Below are 18,471 nucleotides of genomic sequence, written 5' to 3'. Positions count from 1 at the left end.
ACGGCACGTGCAGGTGCACTGCACCCGTTCAGCCGCTCGGAATCCGGACGCACCGGTGGCATAAGTTGGGGCGCATGCGAGCGGTGGTGCAGAGGGTGGACGGCGCGAAGGTCGTCGTGGCGGGCGAGACGGTCGGGGAGATCACAGGCGAGGGACTCTGTGTCCTGGTCGGCGTCACCCATGGGGACAATCCGGAAAAGGCAGCACAGCTCGCCCGCAAGCTGTGGTCGGTGCGCATCCTGGAGGACGAGAAGTCCTGCTCGGACGTGAACGCGCCGCTGCTGGTGATCTCGCAGTTCACGCTCTACGGCGACGCCCGCAAGGGCCGCCGCCCCACCTGGAACGCGGCCGCCCCCGGCGAGGTCGCGGAGCCCCTGGTCGACGAGGTCGTGGCCGCGCTGCGGGCGCTGGGCGCCCGCGTGGAGACGGGTCGTTTTGGCGCGGACATGCGGGTGTCGCTGACCAACCACGGCCCGTTCACGATCGTCGTCGACGTCTGACACACCCTGCGACAAGGACCGGGCCCGGCCGGCCGCGCCCTACGGCTCGACCACGACCTCCTGGGCCGCCGCCGTGTTCCCCGCGAGCAGCTCCGCGTCGAGGGGCACGTTCCGCTTCACCAGGGCCAGTGCGATCGGGCCCAGCTCGTGGTGGCGGGCCGACGTCGTGATGAAGCCGAGCTGACGCCCCTCGGCGCCGTCCGCCGCGAGCCGCACCGGCGTACCCGGGCCGGGCAGCAGCACCTCGCTGCCGTCCAGGTGCAGAAAGACCAGACGGCGCGGCGGCTTCCCCAGGTTGTGGACGCGCGCGACCGTCTCCTGCCCCCGGTAGCAGCCCTTCTGGAGATGGACGGCAGGACCGATCCAGCCCACCTCGTGCGGGATCGTCCGGTGGTCGGTCTCGAAACCGAGCCGGGGCCGGTGCGCCTCGACCCGCAGCGCCTCGTATGCCAGGATCCCGACGAGCGGGCCCGCCGCGTCCGCGTACCTCTCCAGGTCCTCGCGCGGCAGGAACAGATCACGGCCGTACGCCGTCTCGCGCACCACGACCCCCTCCGGCACCTCGGCGATGGAGCCGGCCGGCAGGTGCACGACCGCGAACTCCCCGGTGCGGTCGGCCACTTCCACCCGGTAGAAGAACTTCATCGACTCCAGGTACGCGATCAGCTCGCCCTGGGTGTCGGGTTCGACGTGGATCCACACCGTGGTGCCGTCGTCCACCAAATACAGGGCGTGCTCGACATGTCCGTTCGCGGACAGGACCAGCGCCTCGGTGGCCTGCCCGGCGGGCAGATCGCTCACGTGCTGGGTGAGCAGCAGATGCAGCCAGCTCAGCCGGTCGTCACCGGTAACGGTGAGGACCCCGCGGTGCGAGAGGTCGACGAGACCGGTGCCGCCGGCGAGCGCGCGCTGCTCACGGAACAGGTCGCCGTAGTGCGCCGCGACACCTTCGTCGCGCCCTTCGGCGGGGACGGCGCCGGCCTGGGACAGCAGAGGGCTCTTCATGACCGCAAGCCTACGACTCGGCGGCCGAAGCCTTCTGGGCGCACTGCGCGCAGCGACCGAAGATCGCGAAGTGCTTCATGTCCGTCTCGAAGCCGAAGGTGTCCCGGAGCTTCGCCGTGAAGTCGGCGGCCACGGACACGTCGGCCTCGATCACCTCGGTGCAGTCCCGGCACACCAGATGGATGTGGTGGTGCCGGTCGGCCAGGTGGTAGGTGGGGGCGCCGTGGCCCAGGTGCGCGTGCGAGACCAGACCCAGCTCCTCCAGGAGCTCGAGGGTCCGGTACACCGTGGAGATGTTCACGCCGCCCGCCGTCTTCCGCACCTGGGTGAGGATGTCGTCGGGCGTGGCGTGCTCCAGTACGTCCACGGCCTCCAGGACGAGCTGTCGCTGGGGCGTCAGGCGGTAGCCGCGCCTGCGGAGGTCGCTCTGCCAGTCGGTGGTCACCACGCCCCCAGCGTAAGACCTACGTGACTACTTGAAGAAGGCGATTCCGTCGTCCGGAAGATCACCGAGTCCGCGGGCCATCTCCGCGACCTCTTCCGGCGTGACGACCTTCTTGAGGTGCGCCGACATGTAGGGGCGGAGCTCGACCTCGGGGGTCGCCTTCTCGCCGACCCACATGAGGTCACTCTTGACGTAGCCGTAGAGACGCTTGCCGCCGGTGTACGGGCCGGAGGCGGCGGTGCGCGCCACGGCGTCCGTCACGAGATCGATCTGCGGCTTCTGGTGGGCGAGCTCGCCGTACCAGATCTCGACGATGCCCTGGTCGCGGACCATGACGACCTCGACCTTGCGGTCCTTGTCGATGCGCCAGTAGCCCGACTCGGACTCCAGCGGCTTCACCTTGTTGCCCTCGGCGTCCAGGATCCAGGAGTGCGAGACGTACTCCAGGAAGTCACGGCCGTCGTGGGAGAAGGTCACGGACTGCCCGAAGTTCGCCTTCTCGGCGCCCGGGAAATCGGTGACACCGGCGCCTTCCCACGTACCGAGGAGGAAGACCAGGGGAACCAGGTCGGGGTGGAGGTCGGACGGAATCTCGATCATGAGGCTGCGATCTCTTCGTTAACGACGGAGGGGGGTCAGCGCTGGCCCTGGTACAGCTTCTTCACGGTCAGACCGGCGAAGGCGAGGACGCCGACGCAGACCAGGACAAGGAGGGTGGAGAAAACAGCCTCAAGCACGGGGGGCTCCTCGCATGAGCGGGTGTAGGGGCGGTCAGGGCCGGCCCCCAGCCTAATGGGTGGGGGGCCGGCCCTCTCGGCGAGGTACGCCGCCGGTGGCGCGGCCCACACGCGGCGGGCCCCCACGCGGCGGGCCCGCAGGTGGAAGTCCCGCCCGGGTACGTGCCCGTGCCGTTCAACGGGCTCTGAGCCCGCGCCCCCCGGGGGGAGGTTGTGGCGCGCGGATTACAGTTCGGCACATGCCGAAGCAGAAGCTCGTGATCAAGGTGACCGCCGGGGCCGACGCGCCCGAGCGGTGTTCGCAGGCCTTCACCGTGGCTGCGGTGGCCGTGGCCAGCGGGGTGGAGGTGTCGCTGTGGCTGACGGGTGAATCGTCCTGGTTCGCCCTGCCGGGCCGGGCCGCCGAATTCGAGCTCCCCCACGCCGCGCCGCTGCCCGACCTGATCGAGTCGGTCCAGGCGGGCGGGCGGGTCACCCTGTGCACGCAGTGCGCGACCCGGCGCGGGATCACCGAGGGGGACGTCCTGGAGGGCGTGCGCATCGCGGGGGCGCAGGTTTTTGTGCAGGAGATCATGGCGGACGGCGTCCAGGCGCTCGTGTACTGAGCGCTGCCGTCGAAGGCGGCCGGGACTTCGGGGAGCGCTGCCGTCGAAGGCGGCCGGGACTTCGGGGAGCGCCGCCGGTTCAGCGGCGCTTCTTGCCGTCCAGCTCGTCCCACCACTCGTCCGACTTGGGGTCGCCCGACGGGTCGTCCCACCAGCGGTCGTCGGGGCCGCGCCGATTGGCGACCATCGCGGCGACCGGCGGGATGACCATGGCGACCACGCACATCGCCACGGCCGCGGGAATGGACCACAGGCGCACGAATCCCCAGGCGGACACGAAGAGCAGGATGCAGCCGCCCATCATCCAGAAATAGCCGCGCCGACGCCGGGCCAACATGCATCCAGCGTACGACCGCGGGGCCCGGCCCGATACGCCGAAGCGGACTCCGGCCCATACCGGATCGCCCGGCCCCGGCAAGGGTGCGCCCGGCCCCGCACGGCACGAAGGGCCGCACCCCATTCCAAGGCGTCCAACCCCGGGGTGCGGCCCTCCGGCCGGTACTGCGGTGGTGCCGTCGGTCAGACGGCGATGGCGACCTCGGCGAGGCCACCGGTCTGGGCGACGACCGTACGGTCCGCGCTGCCGCCGGGCACCAGGGCGCGCACGGTCCACGTGCCCTCGGCCGCGTAGAAGCGGAACTGTCCGGTGGCCGAGGTCGGGACCTCGGCGGTGAACTCGCCGGTCGAGTCGAGCAGGCGCACGTAACCGGTGACGGGCTCGCCGTCGCGGGTCACCTGGCCCTGGATCGTGGTCTCACCGGGCTTGATCGTCGAGGCGTCGGGGCCGCCGGCCTTCGCTCCACACATGGGTTCTTCCTTACGGTCTACGGTCGGGTACGGCAGGGGCTGCGCGGGCTGTGCGGAGTTACTTGTTGGCGCCGAGCTCGATCGGCACGCCGACGAGCGAGCCGTACTCCGTCCACGAACCGTCGTAGTTCTTGACGTTCTCCTGGCCGAGCAGCTCGTGCAGCACGAACCAGGTCAGGGCCGAGCGCTCACCGATGCGGCAGTACGCGATGGTGTCCTTCGCCAGGTCGACCTGCTCGGCCTCGTAGAGGGCCTTGAGCTCGTCGTCCGACTTGAAGGTGCCGTCGTCGTTGGCGTTCTTCGACCACGGGATGTTGCGGGCGGACGGGACGTGGCCCGGGCGCTGCGACTGCTCCTGCGGGAGGTGGGCCGGGGCGAGCAGCTTGCCGGAGAACTCGTCGGGCGAGCGCACGTCGACGAGGTTCTTGGAGCCGATCGCGTTGACGACGTCGTCGCGGAAGGCGCGGATCGAGGCGTCCTGCGGCTGGGCCTTGTACTGGGTGGCCGGGCGGCTGGGGATCTGGTCGCCGTCGACGAGGTCGCGGGAGTCGAGCTCCCACTTCTTGCGGCCGCCGTCGAGGAGCTTCACGTCCTGGTGGCCGTAGAGCTTGAAGTACCAGAAGGCGTACGAAGCGAACCAGTTGTTGTTGCCGCCGTACAGGACGACGGTGGTGTCGTTGCCGATGCCCTTGCCGGAGAGGAGCTTCTCGAAGCCCTCCTGGTCGACGAAGTCGCGGCGGACCGGGTCCTGGAGGTCCTTGGTCCAGTCGATCCGGATCGCGTTCTTGATGTGGTTCTTCTCGTAGGCCGAGGTGTCCTCGTCGACCTCGACGATGGCGACCTTCGGGTCGTCGATGTGGGCCTCGACCCAGTCGGCGTCTACCAGGACGTCGCTGCGGCTCATGTTGTTCTCCTCCGGGGCAGTGTGCGGGGGCGGCGATGCAGGTGTGCGGGTACGCGTCTGCGGCTCGCGTACGCGGCACGGGTGGGCCTTGGCGGCGGTTGAGGGCGGCCAAGTGGCCCGGGGAATGCGGGAGTTGAGCGTCCCGCTCAGAAAGGGCGACAGAGCATGGCGGCGACGCGGCACAGGTCTACTGCCCGCCGCTTCGTGAGGTCCGCCTGTCGCTTCATGCGTCCGATCGTAGGGAGCGCGTGGGGGGTGTGTCACCGGGGTGTCGCATGCTGAGACTCGATCATCCGCATGCTGATACGCGTCCCGCTTCCAGGGGCTGTCCGTCTCCGCCGGGGGCACCCCGCGCCCACCCCGCATCTACGGACCGGACACCCCCGTCTCACCATCCGGTCCCAGCCCCCGAAAACCCCCTGGGCTCCGCCCCAGACCCCGTTCACGCCCGAACGGCGCCAGTCCTCAATCGCCGGACGGGCTGGCCATGCCAGTGCCGGGCGGCACCAGTGCCGCTGAGGGGCGCGGGGAACTGCGCGGGACACGGGCACGATCCGCAGACAAAAGCGGGGTGCCCGGGGCTCCGCCCCAGACCCCGTTCGCGCCCGAAAGGCGCTCGTCCTCAAACGCCTGACGGGCCGAGGTGGCCCGCATGGGCCGGGGTCGAGCAGCCGAACAGGCTGAGGTGGCCGAGACTCGGCACCCTGCCAAGGGCAGCCCACCCAGGGGAGCGGGGTGGTGGGGGTCAGCCCGCCAGGTGGACTTCCGTGCCCTTGCCCGAGAAGCGCAGCCCCGACTCCGACGCCGTCACCTTGTCCAGCTTGATGCTCGACGGCATCCCCTCGATCTTCAGGTCGTAGTCGACCGCCTTACGAAGCCGCTGGTCGAACCCCGGCACCGGCAGCTTCGGCAACGCCTCCGCACGCAACTGCACCGCCCCCGACCCGTTCAGCGCGACCGTGCTGTACGCCGACACCGTCTGCCCCTTGAGCAGCGCCTTGACGGCGGACGGCAGCGACACGCCCTGGCCCTCCAGGAGGTCGGTGAGCGGGCCGGACACCTTCACCTGGCCCTTGGCCGCGCGCTCGGCGCCCGCGTAACTCACCGTCGCCCCCTTGGGCGCCGCCTTCGACAGGTCCGCGTACGAGATGTTCGCCGCGCCCTCACCGCGCCCGGCCACCACCGACGAGAAGCTGCTGTCGATCCGTACCGCGTACAGCTCGGCCGTCACCTCGGTGACGTTGACCGAGTGGCCGCCCGCCGTCGCCGTCACACCGGACAGCTTCACGTCGACCTCGTCGAGCTCCTTGGCGAGGACTTGCGTCAGGAAGGGGAAACCCTTGATGTCGACATCGGGGGACGAGCTCAGCCGCTGACTGCTCTGGATCTTGTCGGCGGCCTTCGACTCGGCGATGTTCACCGCGATGCGGTCCACGGCGACGAAGATGCCGCCGAGAACGATCGCGATGATCAGAAGTATTCGCAGTGCGCGCATTGCCTACGTGTCCCCCACCAGTCGGCCGCCGACTCTCGATGTCATCGATGTCATCGATGGTTATTGCTGTCATTGATCTTCATGCAACGACGAGCGCGAGCCTAGCCCCGGTTCCCTACGCCACGACCCGCCCGATGAGATACAGCACAGGAACCGCCGCGGTGAGCGGCAGCGCCACACCCGCCGTCATGTGCACGAACCGGGACGGATAGTCGTACGAGGCGACCCGCAGCCCGATCAACGCGCACACCCCGGCCGCCAGGCCGAGCAGCGCGCCGGACGCGCCGATGCCGGTCAGGCCGCCGACCGTGATGCCTGCGCCCGCGGCCGCGAGCAGCGCCGCCGTCACCGAGGCCGGGGCGGGCAGGGGCAGCGCGCGGGCGAGCGCGGCGACCGCGACCGCCGCCGCGCCGACCGACACCGCGTGCGGCGGCGCGGCCAGGGCGCCGCCGGCCAGGATCGCGAGCGCCGCCGAGGCCACGGTCGCCATCAGGCCGTACATCCGCTCATCGGGGTCGGCGTGCGAGCGCAGCTGCAACACGAGCGTGAGCAGCACCCAGGCGCCCAGCGTGCCGAGGATCGCGGCGGGACCGTTCTCCCGGCCGACGGCGAGCAGCGCGACGTCGGCGACCAGGCCGCCGGCGAACGCAAGCGCGATGCCCTGCCGGGCCGGCCACATGCCGTTCAGGCGGAACCAGCCCGCCGCCGTCACGGCCTGGAGCCCGACCACCGGAACCACCAGGGCGTACGGGCCGACCGGCGCCGCCACCGCGAGGAGCAGACCCAGCACGGCGGTCAGCGCGGCGGGCCGCATGCCGGGCGCGATGACCGGCGAACGCCCCTCCGCGCGGGCCCGCTGGGCGTCGGTGATCCGCGCGTTGCCGACCGTGGTGGGCGGGCTGTACGCGGGACCGGGACCGGCAGCCCCCTCGGAGGGGCCGCCCGCGGTCGCCATGGCCGGCCCCGGGTCCGGGTTCGGCGTCGCTGCGGGTTCGTACAGCGGGCTCGCGGCCGGCGCCGACGCCATGGGCATCTCGGGCGGCAACGGCACGGACGTCGTCCCGTACGCCTCCCCCGAGCCCGCCGCGGGCGCGTGCGTGCCGTACGCCTCCCCCGAGCCCGCCGCGGGCGCGTGCGTCCCGTACGCCTCCCCCGAGCCGGCCGCAGGTGCGTGCGTGCCGTACGGGTCACCGGCCGGCGCGTCGTACTGCGCACCGCCCTGCGGCGGCAGATAGGCCGTCTCTTCCACTCCAGGCCCGGCCCCCTGAACTCCCTGCGGCGGGTACGCCGGGTCCGGCGCGCTCTCCTGCCATGGCTGGGCGTGGCGCGGCCGGTAGGGGGCGGGCTCCGGCGGCTGCTGCTGCTCGGCGGGCGGGATCGTGGGCTGGTACTGGGTGTCCCAGGTCTGGCCCTCCCAGGTCTGCGTGTACTGCTGCTGGTCCTGGTACGGCTCGTACGGGAACGGCGGCTGCGGCTCGGGCCGCGGCGGCACCGGCTGCCCGTACTGGTCGTACTGGTCGTACGGGGGCTGCTGCTGATGGTGGTACGGGTACGGCTCGCTCATGACGTGGGGGTCACCCTCCTGCGAACGGCGGGAGCACCTCGACCGTGCCGCCCTCGGCAAGGCGTACGGTCTCATGCTTCCGCTTCCCGACGGGGTCACCGTCGACCAGGAAGGAACACCGCTGCAGTACGCGCGTGAGCTCTCCGGGGTGCCGTTCGCGCACCGCGTCGAGGGCTTCGGCCAGCGTGCCGGCGGCGTACGGTTCCTCGGCGACGCCCGCGGCGGACTTGGCCGCGGCCCAGAAGCGGATGGTTCCCGCTGCCATGGTGAGGCTCCTTTCGTCGCCCTCCATGATGGGCTACCCGGCGGGCCGCGCGGCGGTCAGCCAGTCGGCGATCCGCCGCAGCAGCTCCTCGCCGGCCGCGTTCTCGGCGTGACCCATGCCCTCCTCCAGCCACAACTGCGCAGGTCCGGCCGCCGCCAGCATCAGCGGATGATCCACCGGGAAGTACGGGTCGCGGTCGCCGTGCACGATGAGCAGCGGGGTCGGCGCGATCAGCGGAACGGCCTCGACGGGTGAGAGCGGCACCGGATTCCACTCCTCGGTGTGGATGCGGGTGGCGAAGCCCAGCCAGCTGACGAGGCGCCCGGCCCGCCGGGTCACCAGCCAGTGCACCCGGCGCATCGCGGGCGTACCCCGGTAGTACCAGCGGGCGGGCGCACTGACCGCCGCCACTGCTTCCGTGCGCCCCCGCCCGCTCCCCCGGTGGGTCGCGGCGTGCCGCAGCACCACCGAGCCGCCCATCGAGAAACCCACCGTCACCACCCGTTCGTACCCGAGTGATCTCGCCCACTCCACGGCCGCCGCGAGATCGAGCACCTCGCGGTCGCCGACGGTCGAGCGGCCGCCGGACCTTCCGTGCCCGCGGAAGGAGAAGGTGATCACGGCCGCGTACTGGGCGAAGACCCCCGCAGCCCGGCGTACGGCGGGCTTTGTGGCCGCTCCGGTGAAGCCGTGCGCGACCACGATCGCGGTGTCCGCCGGCCCCTTCGCGCAGGGGTCGTGAACCGCCTCGATCCGGACACCGTCGGCGGTACGCAGGGTGGCGCGCCGGGGGCCCGGAGTGATCGAGGAAACATCCGAAGTGTGAAATCGGCCCTCTGTCTCGCCCTTCATGTGGGCTATTCTCCAGGGCAGAGGATCCGGGCAACGTAGCCCCCGGGTCCTTTTGTGTTTTCCCGTCGTTGTTACGGACGGGTGAACAAAAGCTCACGAAAGGGCCCGCACCGCGGGCCCCGGCCGGACCGTACGAAGCAGTGCCGCAACACCCCCGAGCTCTGACCGAGCAGGAGGAAACGACGTCATGGGCCAGCGAACCGTGCACGATACGAAGCGGACCATCCGGGTAGGAGGAGAGCGATGAGCTCCCTACTGCTCCTGACCAATGCCCTCCAGCCGTCGACGGAGGTGCTCCCCGCCCTCGGCCTGCTCCTGCACAGCGTGCGCGTGGCGCCCGCCGAGGGCCCCGCCCTCGTCGACACCCCCGGCGCCGACGTGATCCTCATCGACGGCCGCCGCGATCTGCCGCACGTGCGGTCGCTGTGCCAGCTCCTGCGCTCCACCGGGCCCGGCTGTCCGCTGGTCCTGGTCGTGACCGAGGGCGGCCTTGCCGCCGTCACCGCCGACTGGGGCATCGACGACGTACTGCTCGACACCGCGGGCCCGGCCGAGGTCGAGGCCCGGCTGCGGCTCGCCACCGGCCGCGCGCAGGCCACCTCCGACGCCTCCCCCATGGAGATCCGCAACGGCGACCTCTCGGTCGACGAGGCCACGTACAGCGCCAAACTGAAGGGCCGGGTCCTCGATCTGACCTTCAAGGAGTTCGAGCTCCTGAAGTACCTCGCCCAGCATCCCGGCCGGGTCTTCACCCGCGCCCAGCTGCTCCAGGAGGTGTGGGGCTACGACTACTTCGGCGGCACCCGCACCGTCGACGTCCACGTACGGCGGCTGCGCGCCAAGCTCGGCCCCGAGCACGAGTCACTGATCGGCACGGTACGCAACGTCGGCTACCGCTTCGTGGCGCCCGAGAAGCCCGAGCGTTCCAGTGAGGACGCCAAGGCGAAGGCCGTCGTGGACGCGGCGACCGCCGAGACGAAGGAAGCGGCTGCCCGCTCCCAGCGGTAGCGGACCGCCGGGCCGGCCTCTGGGCCATGCGGGTACATCACGCATGGGGCACGACCTGCGATACGCCCTGCCCAGAGGCAGGTCACCCCGCGTAGACTGCCGCGCGTGGCCAAGGTGACGCGGGACGACGTGGCACGACTTGCGGGTACTTCGACCGCCGTCGTCAGCTATGTCATCAACAACGGACCCAGGCCGGTCGCCCCGGCCACGCGCGAGCGTGTCCTCGCCGCGATCAAGGAGCTGGGGTACCGGCCCGACCGGGTCGCCCAGGCGATGGCGTCACGCCGTACCGACCTCATAGGAATGATCGTCCCGGACGCCCGCCAGCCGTTCTTCGCGGAGATGGCGCACGCCGTCGAACAGGCCGCCTCCGAGCGCGGCAAAATGGTCCTCGTCGGCAACTCCGACTACATCGACGACCGCGAGGTCCACTATCTGCGGGCCTTCCTCGGCATGCGGGTCTCCGGGCTGATCCTGGTCAGCCAGGGCATGAGCGAGCGCGCGGCCTCCGAGATCGAGGCGTGGGACGCCCGGGTGGTGCTGCTGCACGAGCGGCCCGAAGCGATCGACGACGTGGCGGTGGTGACCGACGACATCGGCGGCGCCCATCTCGCCACCCGCCACCTGCTCGAACACGGCCACGCGTACGTCGCCTGCATCGGCGGCGTGGAGAACACCCCGTCCGTCGGCGACCCGGTCGCCGACCACGTCGAGGGATGGCGCCGGGCCATGCTGGAATCCGGGCGCTCCATCGAGGGCCGGGTCATCGAGGCCCCGTACAACCGGTACGACGCCTATCAGGTCGCCCTCGGGGTGCTGGCCAAGCCCGACCGGCCGACCGCCATCTTCTGTGCCACCGACGACCAGGCGATCGGCGTACTGCGGGCCGCCCGCGAGCTGCGCATCGACGTGCCGGGCGAGCTGGCCGTGGCCGGCTTCGACGACGTCAAGGAAGCGGCCCTCACCGACCCGCCGCTGACCACGATCGCCTCCGACCGGCCCGCCATGGCACGGGCCGCGGTGGACCTGGTCCTGGACGAGGGACTACGGATCGCGGGCTCGCGCCGCGAACGCCTCAAGCAGTTCCCCTCGCGGCTCGTCGTACGCCGGTCCTGCGGCTGCGGCTAGGCTACGCAGGCCGGGACACACGCCCCGCACCTGCCCAACTCGCCGACCCCGGCGAGGAGTTGGCGGACCGGATTCCGCCCGGGCCGCCCCTTCCGCAGCTCTGCGCCCCACGTCTTTATTTCGGGCAAACACGGTTCTGCCGGGCTTCTTACCCGGTCCTCAGACTGCTCTCATCAACGGTGGCGAAGGTCATAGACATGACCGAGAGCCCCCGCCACAGCGGCGAGTACCCCGAGCAGCAGCCGATCCACTCTGACGAGTCCTGGCAGCGAGCCAAGGACGACGCCCGGCGAGAGGCCGAGGCCTACGCGGCCGCCTATCCGCCGCCTCCTCCGTACCAGCCGGTGACCCCGCCCCCGCCGGTGTCCACCGGGCCCGGCACCACCGTGTGGCCGCGCGGCGCCCAGCCCGACCCGCCCACCACCGCCACGTTCCACGACGGCGGCGGTCAGGGGGGCGATCACGGGGACGGCGGTTACGGCGACGGCGGTCACGGGGACGGCGGTCACGGCGGCGGCCACGTCGCCGGCGGGGAGCCGGGCGCCCCTAAGCCGCGCCGCGCCAAGCGGTCGGTCGGCCTCGTCGCCGCCGTCGCGATCATCGCCGCGGCCATAGGCGGCGGCACCGCGAGCCTCGTCGAGCACTACGTCGGCAACGACACCGCGTCCGTCAGCTCCGGAGTGAGCGGCACCAACGCCTCCAACAGCACCAACGGTACGGTCTCCGGCGTCGCCAAGGCCGTCATGCCGAGCATCGTCGAGATCAACGCGACGTCCGGCTCGGGCGAGTCGACCGGCGCGGGCGTGATCGTCACCGCCGACGGCGAGATCATCACCAACAACCACGTCATCTCGGGCTCGACCTCGGTCAAGGTGAAGCTCAGCAACGGCAAGAGCTACACCGCGAAGGTCGTCGGCACCGACCCCGACAAGGACCTCGCGCTGATCAAGCTGAACGGCGCGAGCGGCCTCAAGCCCGCCTCCCTCGGCGACTCCAGCAAGATCGCGGTGGGAGACCAGGTCGTCGCCATCGGCTCCCCCGAGGGCCTCACCGGCACCGTCACCTCCGGCATCGTCTCCGCACTCGACCGTGACGTCACCGTCGCCAAGGAGCAGGGCAACCAGGGGCAGGGTCAGGGGCAAGGCCAGGGGCAGGGACGTGGTGGCGGTGGCGGTGGCTGGCCGTTCGAGTTCGGCGGGCAGCAGTTCAACGGCGACACCGGCTCCTCCAAGACCACGTACAAGGCGCTCCAGACCGACGCCTCGCTCAACCCGGGCAACTCCGGCGGCGCGCTCATCGACATGAACGGCAACATCATCGGCATCAACTCCGCGATGTACTCGCCCAGTTCAAGCAGTGCGAGCGGTTCGTCGGCCGGTAGCGTCGGGCTCGGCTTCGCCATCCCGATCAACACCGTCAAGTCCGACCTCGCCGGCCTGCGCAACGGCGGCAGCGGCGGCGCCGACACCGGCGGCAACGACAACCAGGGCAGCGACGGCTCCGGCGGCGCGTTCAGCGGCAGCTACTGACGGCTGGCGGCTGACGGCTGGCGGCCGGCGGGCCGGCGGCCGCCGGTCCACAGCGGACTGCTGACGACTGACAGCTGACGACTGACGACTGACAGCCGATGACACCCAACGGTGCGGGGCAGCGAGCCGTCCCGCCCCGCACCGTCCGCGTGCGAGGCTGATGTTCCGAGCCGGCAGAGAGACAGAAGAAGGAACCAGCACATGAGCCCCGCCGAGGACGAACCGCAGCGCATCCTGATCGTCGACGACGAGCCCGCCGTCCGCGAGGCGCTGCAGCGCAGTCTCGCCTTCGAGGGGTACGGCACCGAGGTCGCCGTCGACGGCCTCGACGCCCTCACCAAGGCGGAGGCCTACCGGCCCGAGCTGATCGTCCTGGACATCCAGATGCCGAGGATGGACGGGCTCACCGCGGCGCGCCGGCTGCGCGCGGCCGGTTCCACCACCCCCATCCTCATGCTGACCGCGCGCGACACGGTCGGCGACCGGGTCACCGGGCTCGACGCGGGCGCCGACGACTACCTGGTCAAGCCGTTCGAGCTCGACGAACTCTTCGCCCGTATCCGGGCGTTGCTGCGCCGCAGCTCGTACGCGGCGGACGCGGGGGCCGCCGGCCAGGACTCCGGGAACGTGCTGAGCTTCGCCGATCTGAGGATGGACCTGTCCACGCGCGAGGTCACCCGCGGCAACCGGCTCGTGGAGCTGACCCGCACCGAGTTCACGTTGCTGGAGATGTTCCTCACCCACCCCCGCCAGGTGCTCACGCGTGAGCAGATCCTCAAGGCGGTGTGGGGCTTCGACTTCGAGCCCTCCTCCAACTCCCTCGACGTGTACGTCATGTACCTGCGGCGCAAGACGGAGGCAGGCGGTGAGCCGCGGCTCGTGCACACGGTGCGGGGCGTGGGGTATGCGCTCCGGCCGGGCGGCGCGGAGTGAACCGTCTGCTCCGCCGCTACCGCACGATGCCGCTCCGCTCACGTCTCGCCCTGCTCGTCACCACGGCGGTGGCGGTGGCGGTCGCGGCGGTCTCCGTCACCTGCTGGCTGCTGACCCGCGCGCAGTTGGGCGCCGAGCTCGACACGACGCTGCGCAACACCGCAGCCCCCAGCAGCCTGGTGCAGGGTGCGCTCCAGTCCTGCATGTCGGAGGGCAACCTGCCGCCGGGCCAGAAGCCGTTCGCCTACATCCAGGTCGTGCTGCCCGACGGCACCCGCTGTGTGGCCCCGGACTCGCCGCCGGTACGCGTCACGCGGCAGGACATCGCGGTGGCCCAGGGGGTGAAGACGGAAAGCCTGCACAGCAGCACCACCGACAGCGGCATGGACGTACGGGTGCACACTCAGCGTCAGGAGTTCGCCGGCCGGTGGGCGACGGTCTCGCTCTCCCGCCCGCTCACCGAGGTCGACTCGGCCCTCAACCGCCTCGCCCTGCTGCTCACCGGGCTCGCCGGCATCGGTGTCGTCGCGGCCGGCGCGGCGGGCCTGTGGGTCGCCCGTTCCGGGCTGCGGCCCGTCGACAAACTGACCGGGGCCGTCGAGCACGTGGCCCGTACCGAGGACCTGGCGGTACGCATCCCCGTCGAGGGCGAGGACGAGATCGCGCGGCTCTCCCGCTCGTTCAACGCGATGACCGCGGCGCTTGCCTCCTCCCGTGACCGGCAGGCGCAGCTCATCGCGGACGCCGGGCACGAGCTGCGTACGCCGCTCACCTCGCTGCGTACCAACATCGAGCTGCTCGCCCGCAGCGACGAGACCGGGCGGGCCATTCCGCCTGCCGATCGGGCGGCCCTGATGGCGTCCGTCAAGGCGCAGATGTCCGAACTGGCCTCCCTCATCGGGGACTTGCAGGAGCTGTCCCGGCCGGATGCGGTACGCGAGGGACCGTTCGAGGTGGTCGGACTGCACGACATCACGCGGGTCGCGCTCGACCGGGCCCGGCTGCGGGGGCCCGAGCTGACCCTCACGGCGGATCTCGCACCCTGGTATGTGCGGGCCGAGCCGGCGGGGTTGCAGCGGGCGGTGGTGAACGTGCTGGACAACGCGGTGAAGTTCAGCCCGCCGCACGGGGCGATCACGGTCGCCCTGGACCGGGGGGTGTTGACCGTACGCGACCAGGGGCCCGGGATCCCCGCGGAGGACTTGCCGCATGTCTTCGAGCGGTTCTGGCGTTCGCCGTCGGCGCGGGCGCTCCCGGGGTCGGGGCTCGGCCTTTCGATCGTGGCCCGCACGATTCGGCATGCGGGGGGTGAGGTGGTGCTCGCTCCGGCGGAGGGCGGCGGCACGCTGGCCACGATCACCCTGCCGGGGGCGCCGACCCCGCCCCCGGGCTAGGGCGCCCAGCGCGGCTCCGGGTGCTCTACCCAGGGGGCGAGTAGTCGAGGGGCTCGGGGAACTGCGCGAGACGCAGGCACGGTCCGCAGACGAAAGCGGGCTTAGGGGCGCGGGGAGCTGTGCAAACAGCTACGCCTGCCCCGCGTCCAACCCGCCCCGCCCCGCCCCGCAGGGCAGTCGTCAATTACCCGACGACCGTGATCCTCCCCGGCGCCGGAGGCGAAAGGGGGCTCGACGCCGACGAGTTCGACGCGAGGTACGCGTCGAAGACGTCCAAGTCCGACGCCCCGACCAGCTTGTTCGTGCCGACCAGCGCCGGGAATCCGTCACCCCCGCCCGCCAGGAACTCGTTCATCGCCACGCGATACGTCGCGGCGGGATCGACCGCCGCCCCATTGAGCCGCACCGTGCCGACGGCCACCCGCGCCGCCCCCGACTTCGTCAGGTCGAGCGTGTAGGTCAGGTTCTTCGAGATCTGGAGGATCTTCGGGGCGGCCTCGTTCACGCCGCTGACCTGCTGCTGGAGCGCGGTCAGCAGCTGCGCCCCGGTCAGGTCGACCACGTTCATCATGTTGGTGAACGGCTGGACTGTGAACGCCTCTCCGTACGTCACCACCCCGTCCCCCTCGCTCCCGCTCGCCTTGTACACGAGGTCGGAGCGGATGCCTCCGGGGTTCATCAGGGCGAGCCGTGCCCCGCCCTTGTCGGGTGCGGACAACCCCGCCAGCTGCGCGTCCGCGATCAGGTCGCCGAGCGGCTTCTCGGGGGCGTCCGAGCCGCGCCCGTTGATGTCGCCCGAGATGTAACCCTGCGCCCGGTTGGCGACCGGCGCCGCCAACGTGCCCCAGCGGGCGATCAGTTGGGTCATGTCGGGGGCCTTGGGCTGGTCCCGGCCCACGATGTGGTTGGCCGAGACCGGTGACTTCGGCGAAGTCGGCGAGGTCGACAAGGCCGGTGAACCCGGTGACTTCGGCGGCCGCGCCGCCGTCCGCACGATGTCGTTCGTGCGCCGGTCGTACGTCAGCGTCGTGTCGGTGTACAGCTTGCCGAACGACGCCGCCGACGTGACCAGGCGCGGGTTGCCCGCCGGGTCCGGGATGGTGCAGACGTACGCCTGGTGGGTGTGGCCGGTGATCAGCGCGTCGACCTTGGGCGTGATGCCCTTGGCTATGTCGACGATCGGGCCGGAGATCCCGCTGCCCGGGCCGTTGGTGTCGCAGCTGTCGTTGTACGCGCTGCTGACGGGCATGCCGCCCTCGTGGATGAGGGCCACGATCGACTTGACGCCCTGGCGGTCCAATTCCTTGGCGTACTTGTTGATCGTCTCGATCTCGTCGGCGAACTTGAGGCCCTTGACGCCGGACGCGGTCACGACGTTCGGGGTGCCCTCCAGCGTCACCCCGATGAAGCCGATCTTGACGCCGTTCTTCTTCCACACCGTGTACGGCTTGAGGATCGGCTTGCCGGTCTTCTCGCTCGTCACATTGGCCGCGAGGTAGGGGAAGTCCGCGCCGGGGAACTTCTTGCCCTTCTCGTAGCAGCCCTCGGTCGGGTGGCAGCCGCCGTTCTGCATGCGCGCGAGCTCGGTGGCGCCCTCGTCGAACTCGTGGTTGCCCACGGCCGTGACGTCCAGCTTCAGCTTGTTGAGCGCCTCGATGGTCGGCTCGTCGTGGAAGAGCCCCGAAAGGAGCGGGCTCGCCCCGATCATGTCGCCGCCGGCCGCGGTGATCGAGTACGGGTGGCCCTTGCGGGCGGTACGCAGCGAGGTGGCGAGGTACTCCATGCCGCCGGCCGGCACTGACTTGACGGTCCCGTCGGCCTGCCGCTCCGTCACCGTGCCCGCCGAGCCCGCCGGGGGCTCCAGGTTGCCGTGCAGGTCGTTGAAGGAGAGCAGCTGCACATCGACGGTGGGGTCGGGCTTCGGGTGGTGTCCGTGGCCGCGGTCGTGCGCGGTGGCGGGCATCGCGACGACAAGCGCCCCGACCGTGGCAAGTCCTGCGGCCCCCGCCCATATCCGTGTGGCGGCACGCTTCCTGTGGGGTTTCGCTGGCATGTGGTCTTTGAGTCCCCTGTGAGTTTCCGGTGAGGTTCCGGCGCAGCCTATGGTCAACGCGCGTAGCGCAACAGGGGTTCGCGGGTTACGAGCTGGTTGCCGCGCGCAGGTCACGGCACCCCGGCGCCGTGCGACCGGGCTCGCGGGGTGCCGCCGTACCCTCGTATCCATGACAGACGCAGCCGCCCCCACTCCGTCCTCCCGCTCCATCGAGACGCTCGACGAGCTGAGCCCCTCCCAGGCACAGGCCGTCCTCGACCTCATCGCCGAAGCGGCCCGCACCGACGGGCAGCAGGCCGTTTCCGAGCAGGGGCGGTTGCGGTTGCGCGGGGGCCGGCGCGAGGGTGTGCGGCACTTTCTGCTGACCGTCGACGGCACGCTCACCGGGTATGCCCAGCTGGAGGACACCGACCCCGTCGAGGCGCCCGCCGCGGAGCTCGTCGTGCATCCCTCACAGCGCGGTCACGGGCACGGCCGCGCGCTGGGCAGCGCCCTGCTCGGCTCGACCGGCAAGCGGCTGCGGGTGTGGGCGCACGGCGGGCACTCCGCGGCCCGTCATCTCGCGCAGGTCCTCGGGCTCACCCTCTTCCGTGAACTGCGCCAGCTGCGAAGGCCGTTGAGCGAGGGTGATGTCGTGGAGCCGGTGTGGCCCGCCGGGGTCACCGTGCGCACCTTCACGCCGGGCGAGGACGACGCGGCCTGGCTCACGGTCAACGCGGCCGCGTTCGCCCACCACCCCGAGCAGGGCTCGCTCACCCAGAGCGACCTGGACGACCGCAAGGCCGAGCCGTGGTTCGACCCCAAGGGGTTCTTCCTCGCGGAGAAGGACGGCGAGCTGATCGGTTTCCACTGGACGAAGGTGCACGCGGAGGAGCGGCTCGGTGAGGTGTACGTCCTGGGCATCCGGCCCGATGCGCAGGGCGGCGGCCTCGGCAAGGCGCTCACCGCGACGGGGCTGCGGCATCTTGCGGCGGAGGGGCTGCCGACGGCGATGCTGTACGTCGACGCGGACAACCCGGCGGCGCTGGCGGTGTACGAACGGCTGGGCTTCACCACGCACGAGGTGGACCTGATGTACCGCGCGGAGTCCTGACCCCGCACCCCGCCCGACTGCCCGGTGCCGGCCGTCATCCGCCTTGTCAGCCGGTCCGGGTCCCCGGCAGAGCCGTCTTCAGCCTGTCCGGCGTTTGAGGACGCGTTCGATCTGGCCAACCTGTCGGTCGCCATGCGGACCATGCGGACGCTGC

20 protein-coding genes are annotated in these 18,471 nt (G+C 71.2%); 8 read left to right on the top strand and 12 right to left on the bottom strand.

Annotated features, from left to right (window positions below):
• The first annotated feature begins 74 nt into the window (after positions 1-74).
• Complete coding sequence (gene dtd / locus AB0D31_RS26315) at positions 75-500, top strand: D-aminoacyl-tRNA deacylase (RefSeq protein ID WP_362727600.1); 426 nt, start codon at positions 75-77, stop codon at positions 498-500.
• Between the two features lie 39 nt (positions 501-539).
• Here dtd and AB0D31_RS26310 read toward each other — a convergent pair whose 3' ends face one another.
• Genes AB0D31_RS26310 through AB0D31_RS26300 form a run of 3 tightly spaced genes read right to left on the bottom strand, consistent with a single transcriptional unit; the run spans position 540 to position 2,550 of the window.
• On the bottom strand, positions 540-1,505 hold the full coding sequence (locus AB0D31_RS26310) for a folate-binding protein (protein ID WP_362727598.1): 966 nt from the start codon (positions 1,503-1,505) through the stop codon (positions 540-542).
• Between the two features lie 10 nt (positions 1,506-1,515).
• Positions 1,516-1,953 carry a transcriptional repressor gene (locus AB0D31_RS26305; protein ID WP_362727596.1) on the bottom strand — a complete coding sequence of 146 codons (438 nt, stop codon included), beginning with the start codon at positions 1,951-1,953 and terminating at the stop codon, positions 1,516-1,518.
• 24 nt (positions 1,954-1,977) lie between these two features.
• Positions 1,978-2,550, bottom strand: coding sequence for an FABP family protein (locus tag AB0D31_RS26300; protein WP_362727594.1), 573 nt, complete (start codon positions 2,548-2,550; stop codon positions 1,978-1,980).
• Between the two features lie 376 nt (positions 2,551-2,926).
• Here AB0D31_RS26300 and AB0D31_RS26295 point away from each other — a divergent pair, with 376 nt between their 5' ends.
• A complete protein-coding gene (locus AB0D31_RS26295; protein WP_362727592.1) occupies positions 2,927-3,292 on the top strand; it encodes a DsrE family protein in 366 nt (121 codons plus the stop codon).
• A gap of 79 nt (positions 3,293-3,371) precedes the next feature.
• Here the strand turns inward: AB0D31_RS26295 and AB0D31_RS26290 are convergent, their stop codons facing one another.
• The 8 genes from AB0D31_RS26290 to AB0D31_RS26255 all read right to left on the bottom strand — a co-directional run bounded on the left by AB0D31_RS26290 (position 3,372) and on the right by AB0D31_RS26255 (position 9,179).
• Positions 3,372-3,629, bottom strand: a complete 258-nt coding sequence (locus tag AB0D31_RS26290; RefSeq protein WP_362727590.1) for a DUF3099 domain-containing protein — start codon at positions 3,627-3,629, stop codon at positions 3,372-3,374.
• Positions 3,630-3,811: 182 nt separating this feature from the next.
• Entirely contained in the window at positions 3,812-4,099 is a 288-nt protein-coding gene (locus AB0D31_RS26285) for a DUF1416 domain-containing protein (protein WP_030362227.1), read from the bottom strand.
• Positions 4,100-4,157: 58 nt separating this feature from the next.
• Positions 4,158-5,003, bottom strand: a complete 846-nt coding sequence (locus AB0D31_RS26280; protein ID WP_362727588.1) for a sulfurtransferase — start codon at positions 5,001-5,003, stop codon at positions 4,158-4,160.
• A gap of 146 nt (positions 5,004-5,149) precedes the next feature.
• Complete coding sequence (locus AB0D31_RS26275) at positions 5,150-5,230, bottom strand: Ms5788A family Cys-rich leader peptide (RefSeq protein WP_350751515.1); 81 nt, start codon at positions 5,228-5,230, stop codon at positions 5,150-5,152.
• 518 nt (positions 5,231-5,748) lie between these two features.
• On the bottom strand, positions 5,749-6,498 hold the full coding sequence (locus tag AB0D31_RS26270) for a DUF2993 domain-containing protein (protein ID WP_362727586.1): 750 nt from the start codon (positions 6,496-6,498) through the stop codon (positions 5,749-5,751).
• A gap of 115 nt (positions 6,499-6,613) precedes the next feature.
• On the bottom strand, positions 6,614-8,062 hold the full coding sequence (locus AB0D31_RS26265; RefSeq protein WP_362727584.1) for a hypothetical protein: 1,449 nt from the start codon (positions 8,060-8,062) through the stop codon (positions 6,614-6,616).
• Between the two features lie 10 nt (positions 8,063-8,072).
• Positions 8,073-8,327, bottom strand: a complete 255-nt coding sequence (locus AB0D31_RS26260) for a MoaD/ThiS family protein (protein WP_362727582.1) — start codon at positions 8,325-8,327, stop codon at positions 8,073-8,075.
• A gap of 33 nt (positions 8,328-8,360) precedes the next feature.
• Positions 8,361-9,179, bottom strand: a complete 819-nt coding sequence (locus AB0D31_RS26255; RefSeq protein ID WP_362727580.1) for an alpha/beta fold hydrolase — start codon at positions 9,177-9,179, stop codon at positions 8,361-8,363.
• A 243-nt stretch (positions 9,180-9,422) separates the two neighbouring features.
• Between AB0D31_RS26255 and AB0D31_RS26250 the strand changes: the two genes are divergently transcribed.
• From AB0D31_RS26250 to AB0D31_RS26230, 5 genes are all read left to right on the top strand, one after another.
• Positions 9,423-10,187 carry a response regulator transcription factor gene (locus AB0D31_RS26250; protein WP_362727578.1) on the top strand — a complete coding sequence of 255 codons (765 nt, stop codon included), beginning with the start codon at positions 9,423-9,425 and terminating at the stop codon, positions 10,185-10,187.
• Positions 10,188-10,292: 105 nt separating this feature from the next.
• Positions 10,293-11,315, top strand: coding sequence for a LacI family DNA-binding transcriptional regulator (locus tag AB0D31_RS26245; protein WP_362727576.1), 1,023 nt, complete (start codon positions 10,293-10,295; stop codon positions 11,313-11,315).
• A gap of 197 nt (positions 11,316-11,512) precedes the next feature.
• Positions 11,513-12,844 (top strand): trypsin-like peptidase domain-containing protein, encoded by a 1,332-nt coding sequence (locus AB0D31_RS26240; RefSeq protein ID WP_362727574.1) that lies wholly within the window; start codon positions 11,513-11,515, stop codon positions 12,842-12,844.
• Positions 12,845-13,045: 201 nt separating this feature from the next.
• A complete protein-coding gene (locus AB0D31_RS26235; protein ID WP_362727573.1) occupies positions 13,046-13,777 on the top strand; it encodes a response regulator transcription factor in 732 nt (243 codons plus the stop codon).
• A complete protein-coding gene (locus AB0D31_RS26230; protein ID WP_362727571.1) occupies positions 13,774-15,171 on the top strand; it encodes a HAMP domain-containing sensor histidine kinase in 1,398 nt (465 codons plus the stop codon). The genes AB0D31_RS26235 and AB0D31_RS26230 overlap by 4 nt, the downstream gene beginning before the upstream one ends.
• Positions 15,172-15,355: 184 nt before the next feature.
• Here the strand turns inward: AB0D31_RS26230 and AB0D31_RS26225 are convergent, their stop codons facing one another.
• A complete protein-coding gene (locus tag AB0D31_RS26225; protein WP_362727569.1) occupies positions 15,356-17,224 on the bottom strand; it encodes a 5'-nucleotidase C-terminal domain-containing protein in 1,869 nt (622 codons plus the stop codon).
• 169 nt (positions 17,225-17,393) lie between these two features.
• Between AB0D31_RS26225 and mshD the strand changes: the two genes are divergently transcribed.
• Positions 17,394-18,317: a mycothiol synthase gene (gene mshD / locus AB0D31_RS26220; RefSeq protein ID WP_362727567.1), complete on the top strand. Its 924-nt coding sequence runs from the start codon at positions 17,394-17,396 to the stop codon at positions 18,315-18,317.
• Positions 18,318-18,471 lie beyond the last annotated feature (154 nt).

The organism is Streptomyces sp. NPDC048361, from assembly GCF_040651795.1.
Lineage (GTDB): Bacteria > Actinomycetota > Actinomycetes > Streptomycetales > Streptomycetaceae > Streptomyces.
Note: the sequence above shows the minus strand (reverse complement) of the source record. Positions and strands in the feature narration are given on the sequence as shown.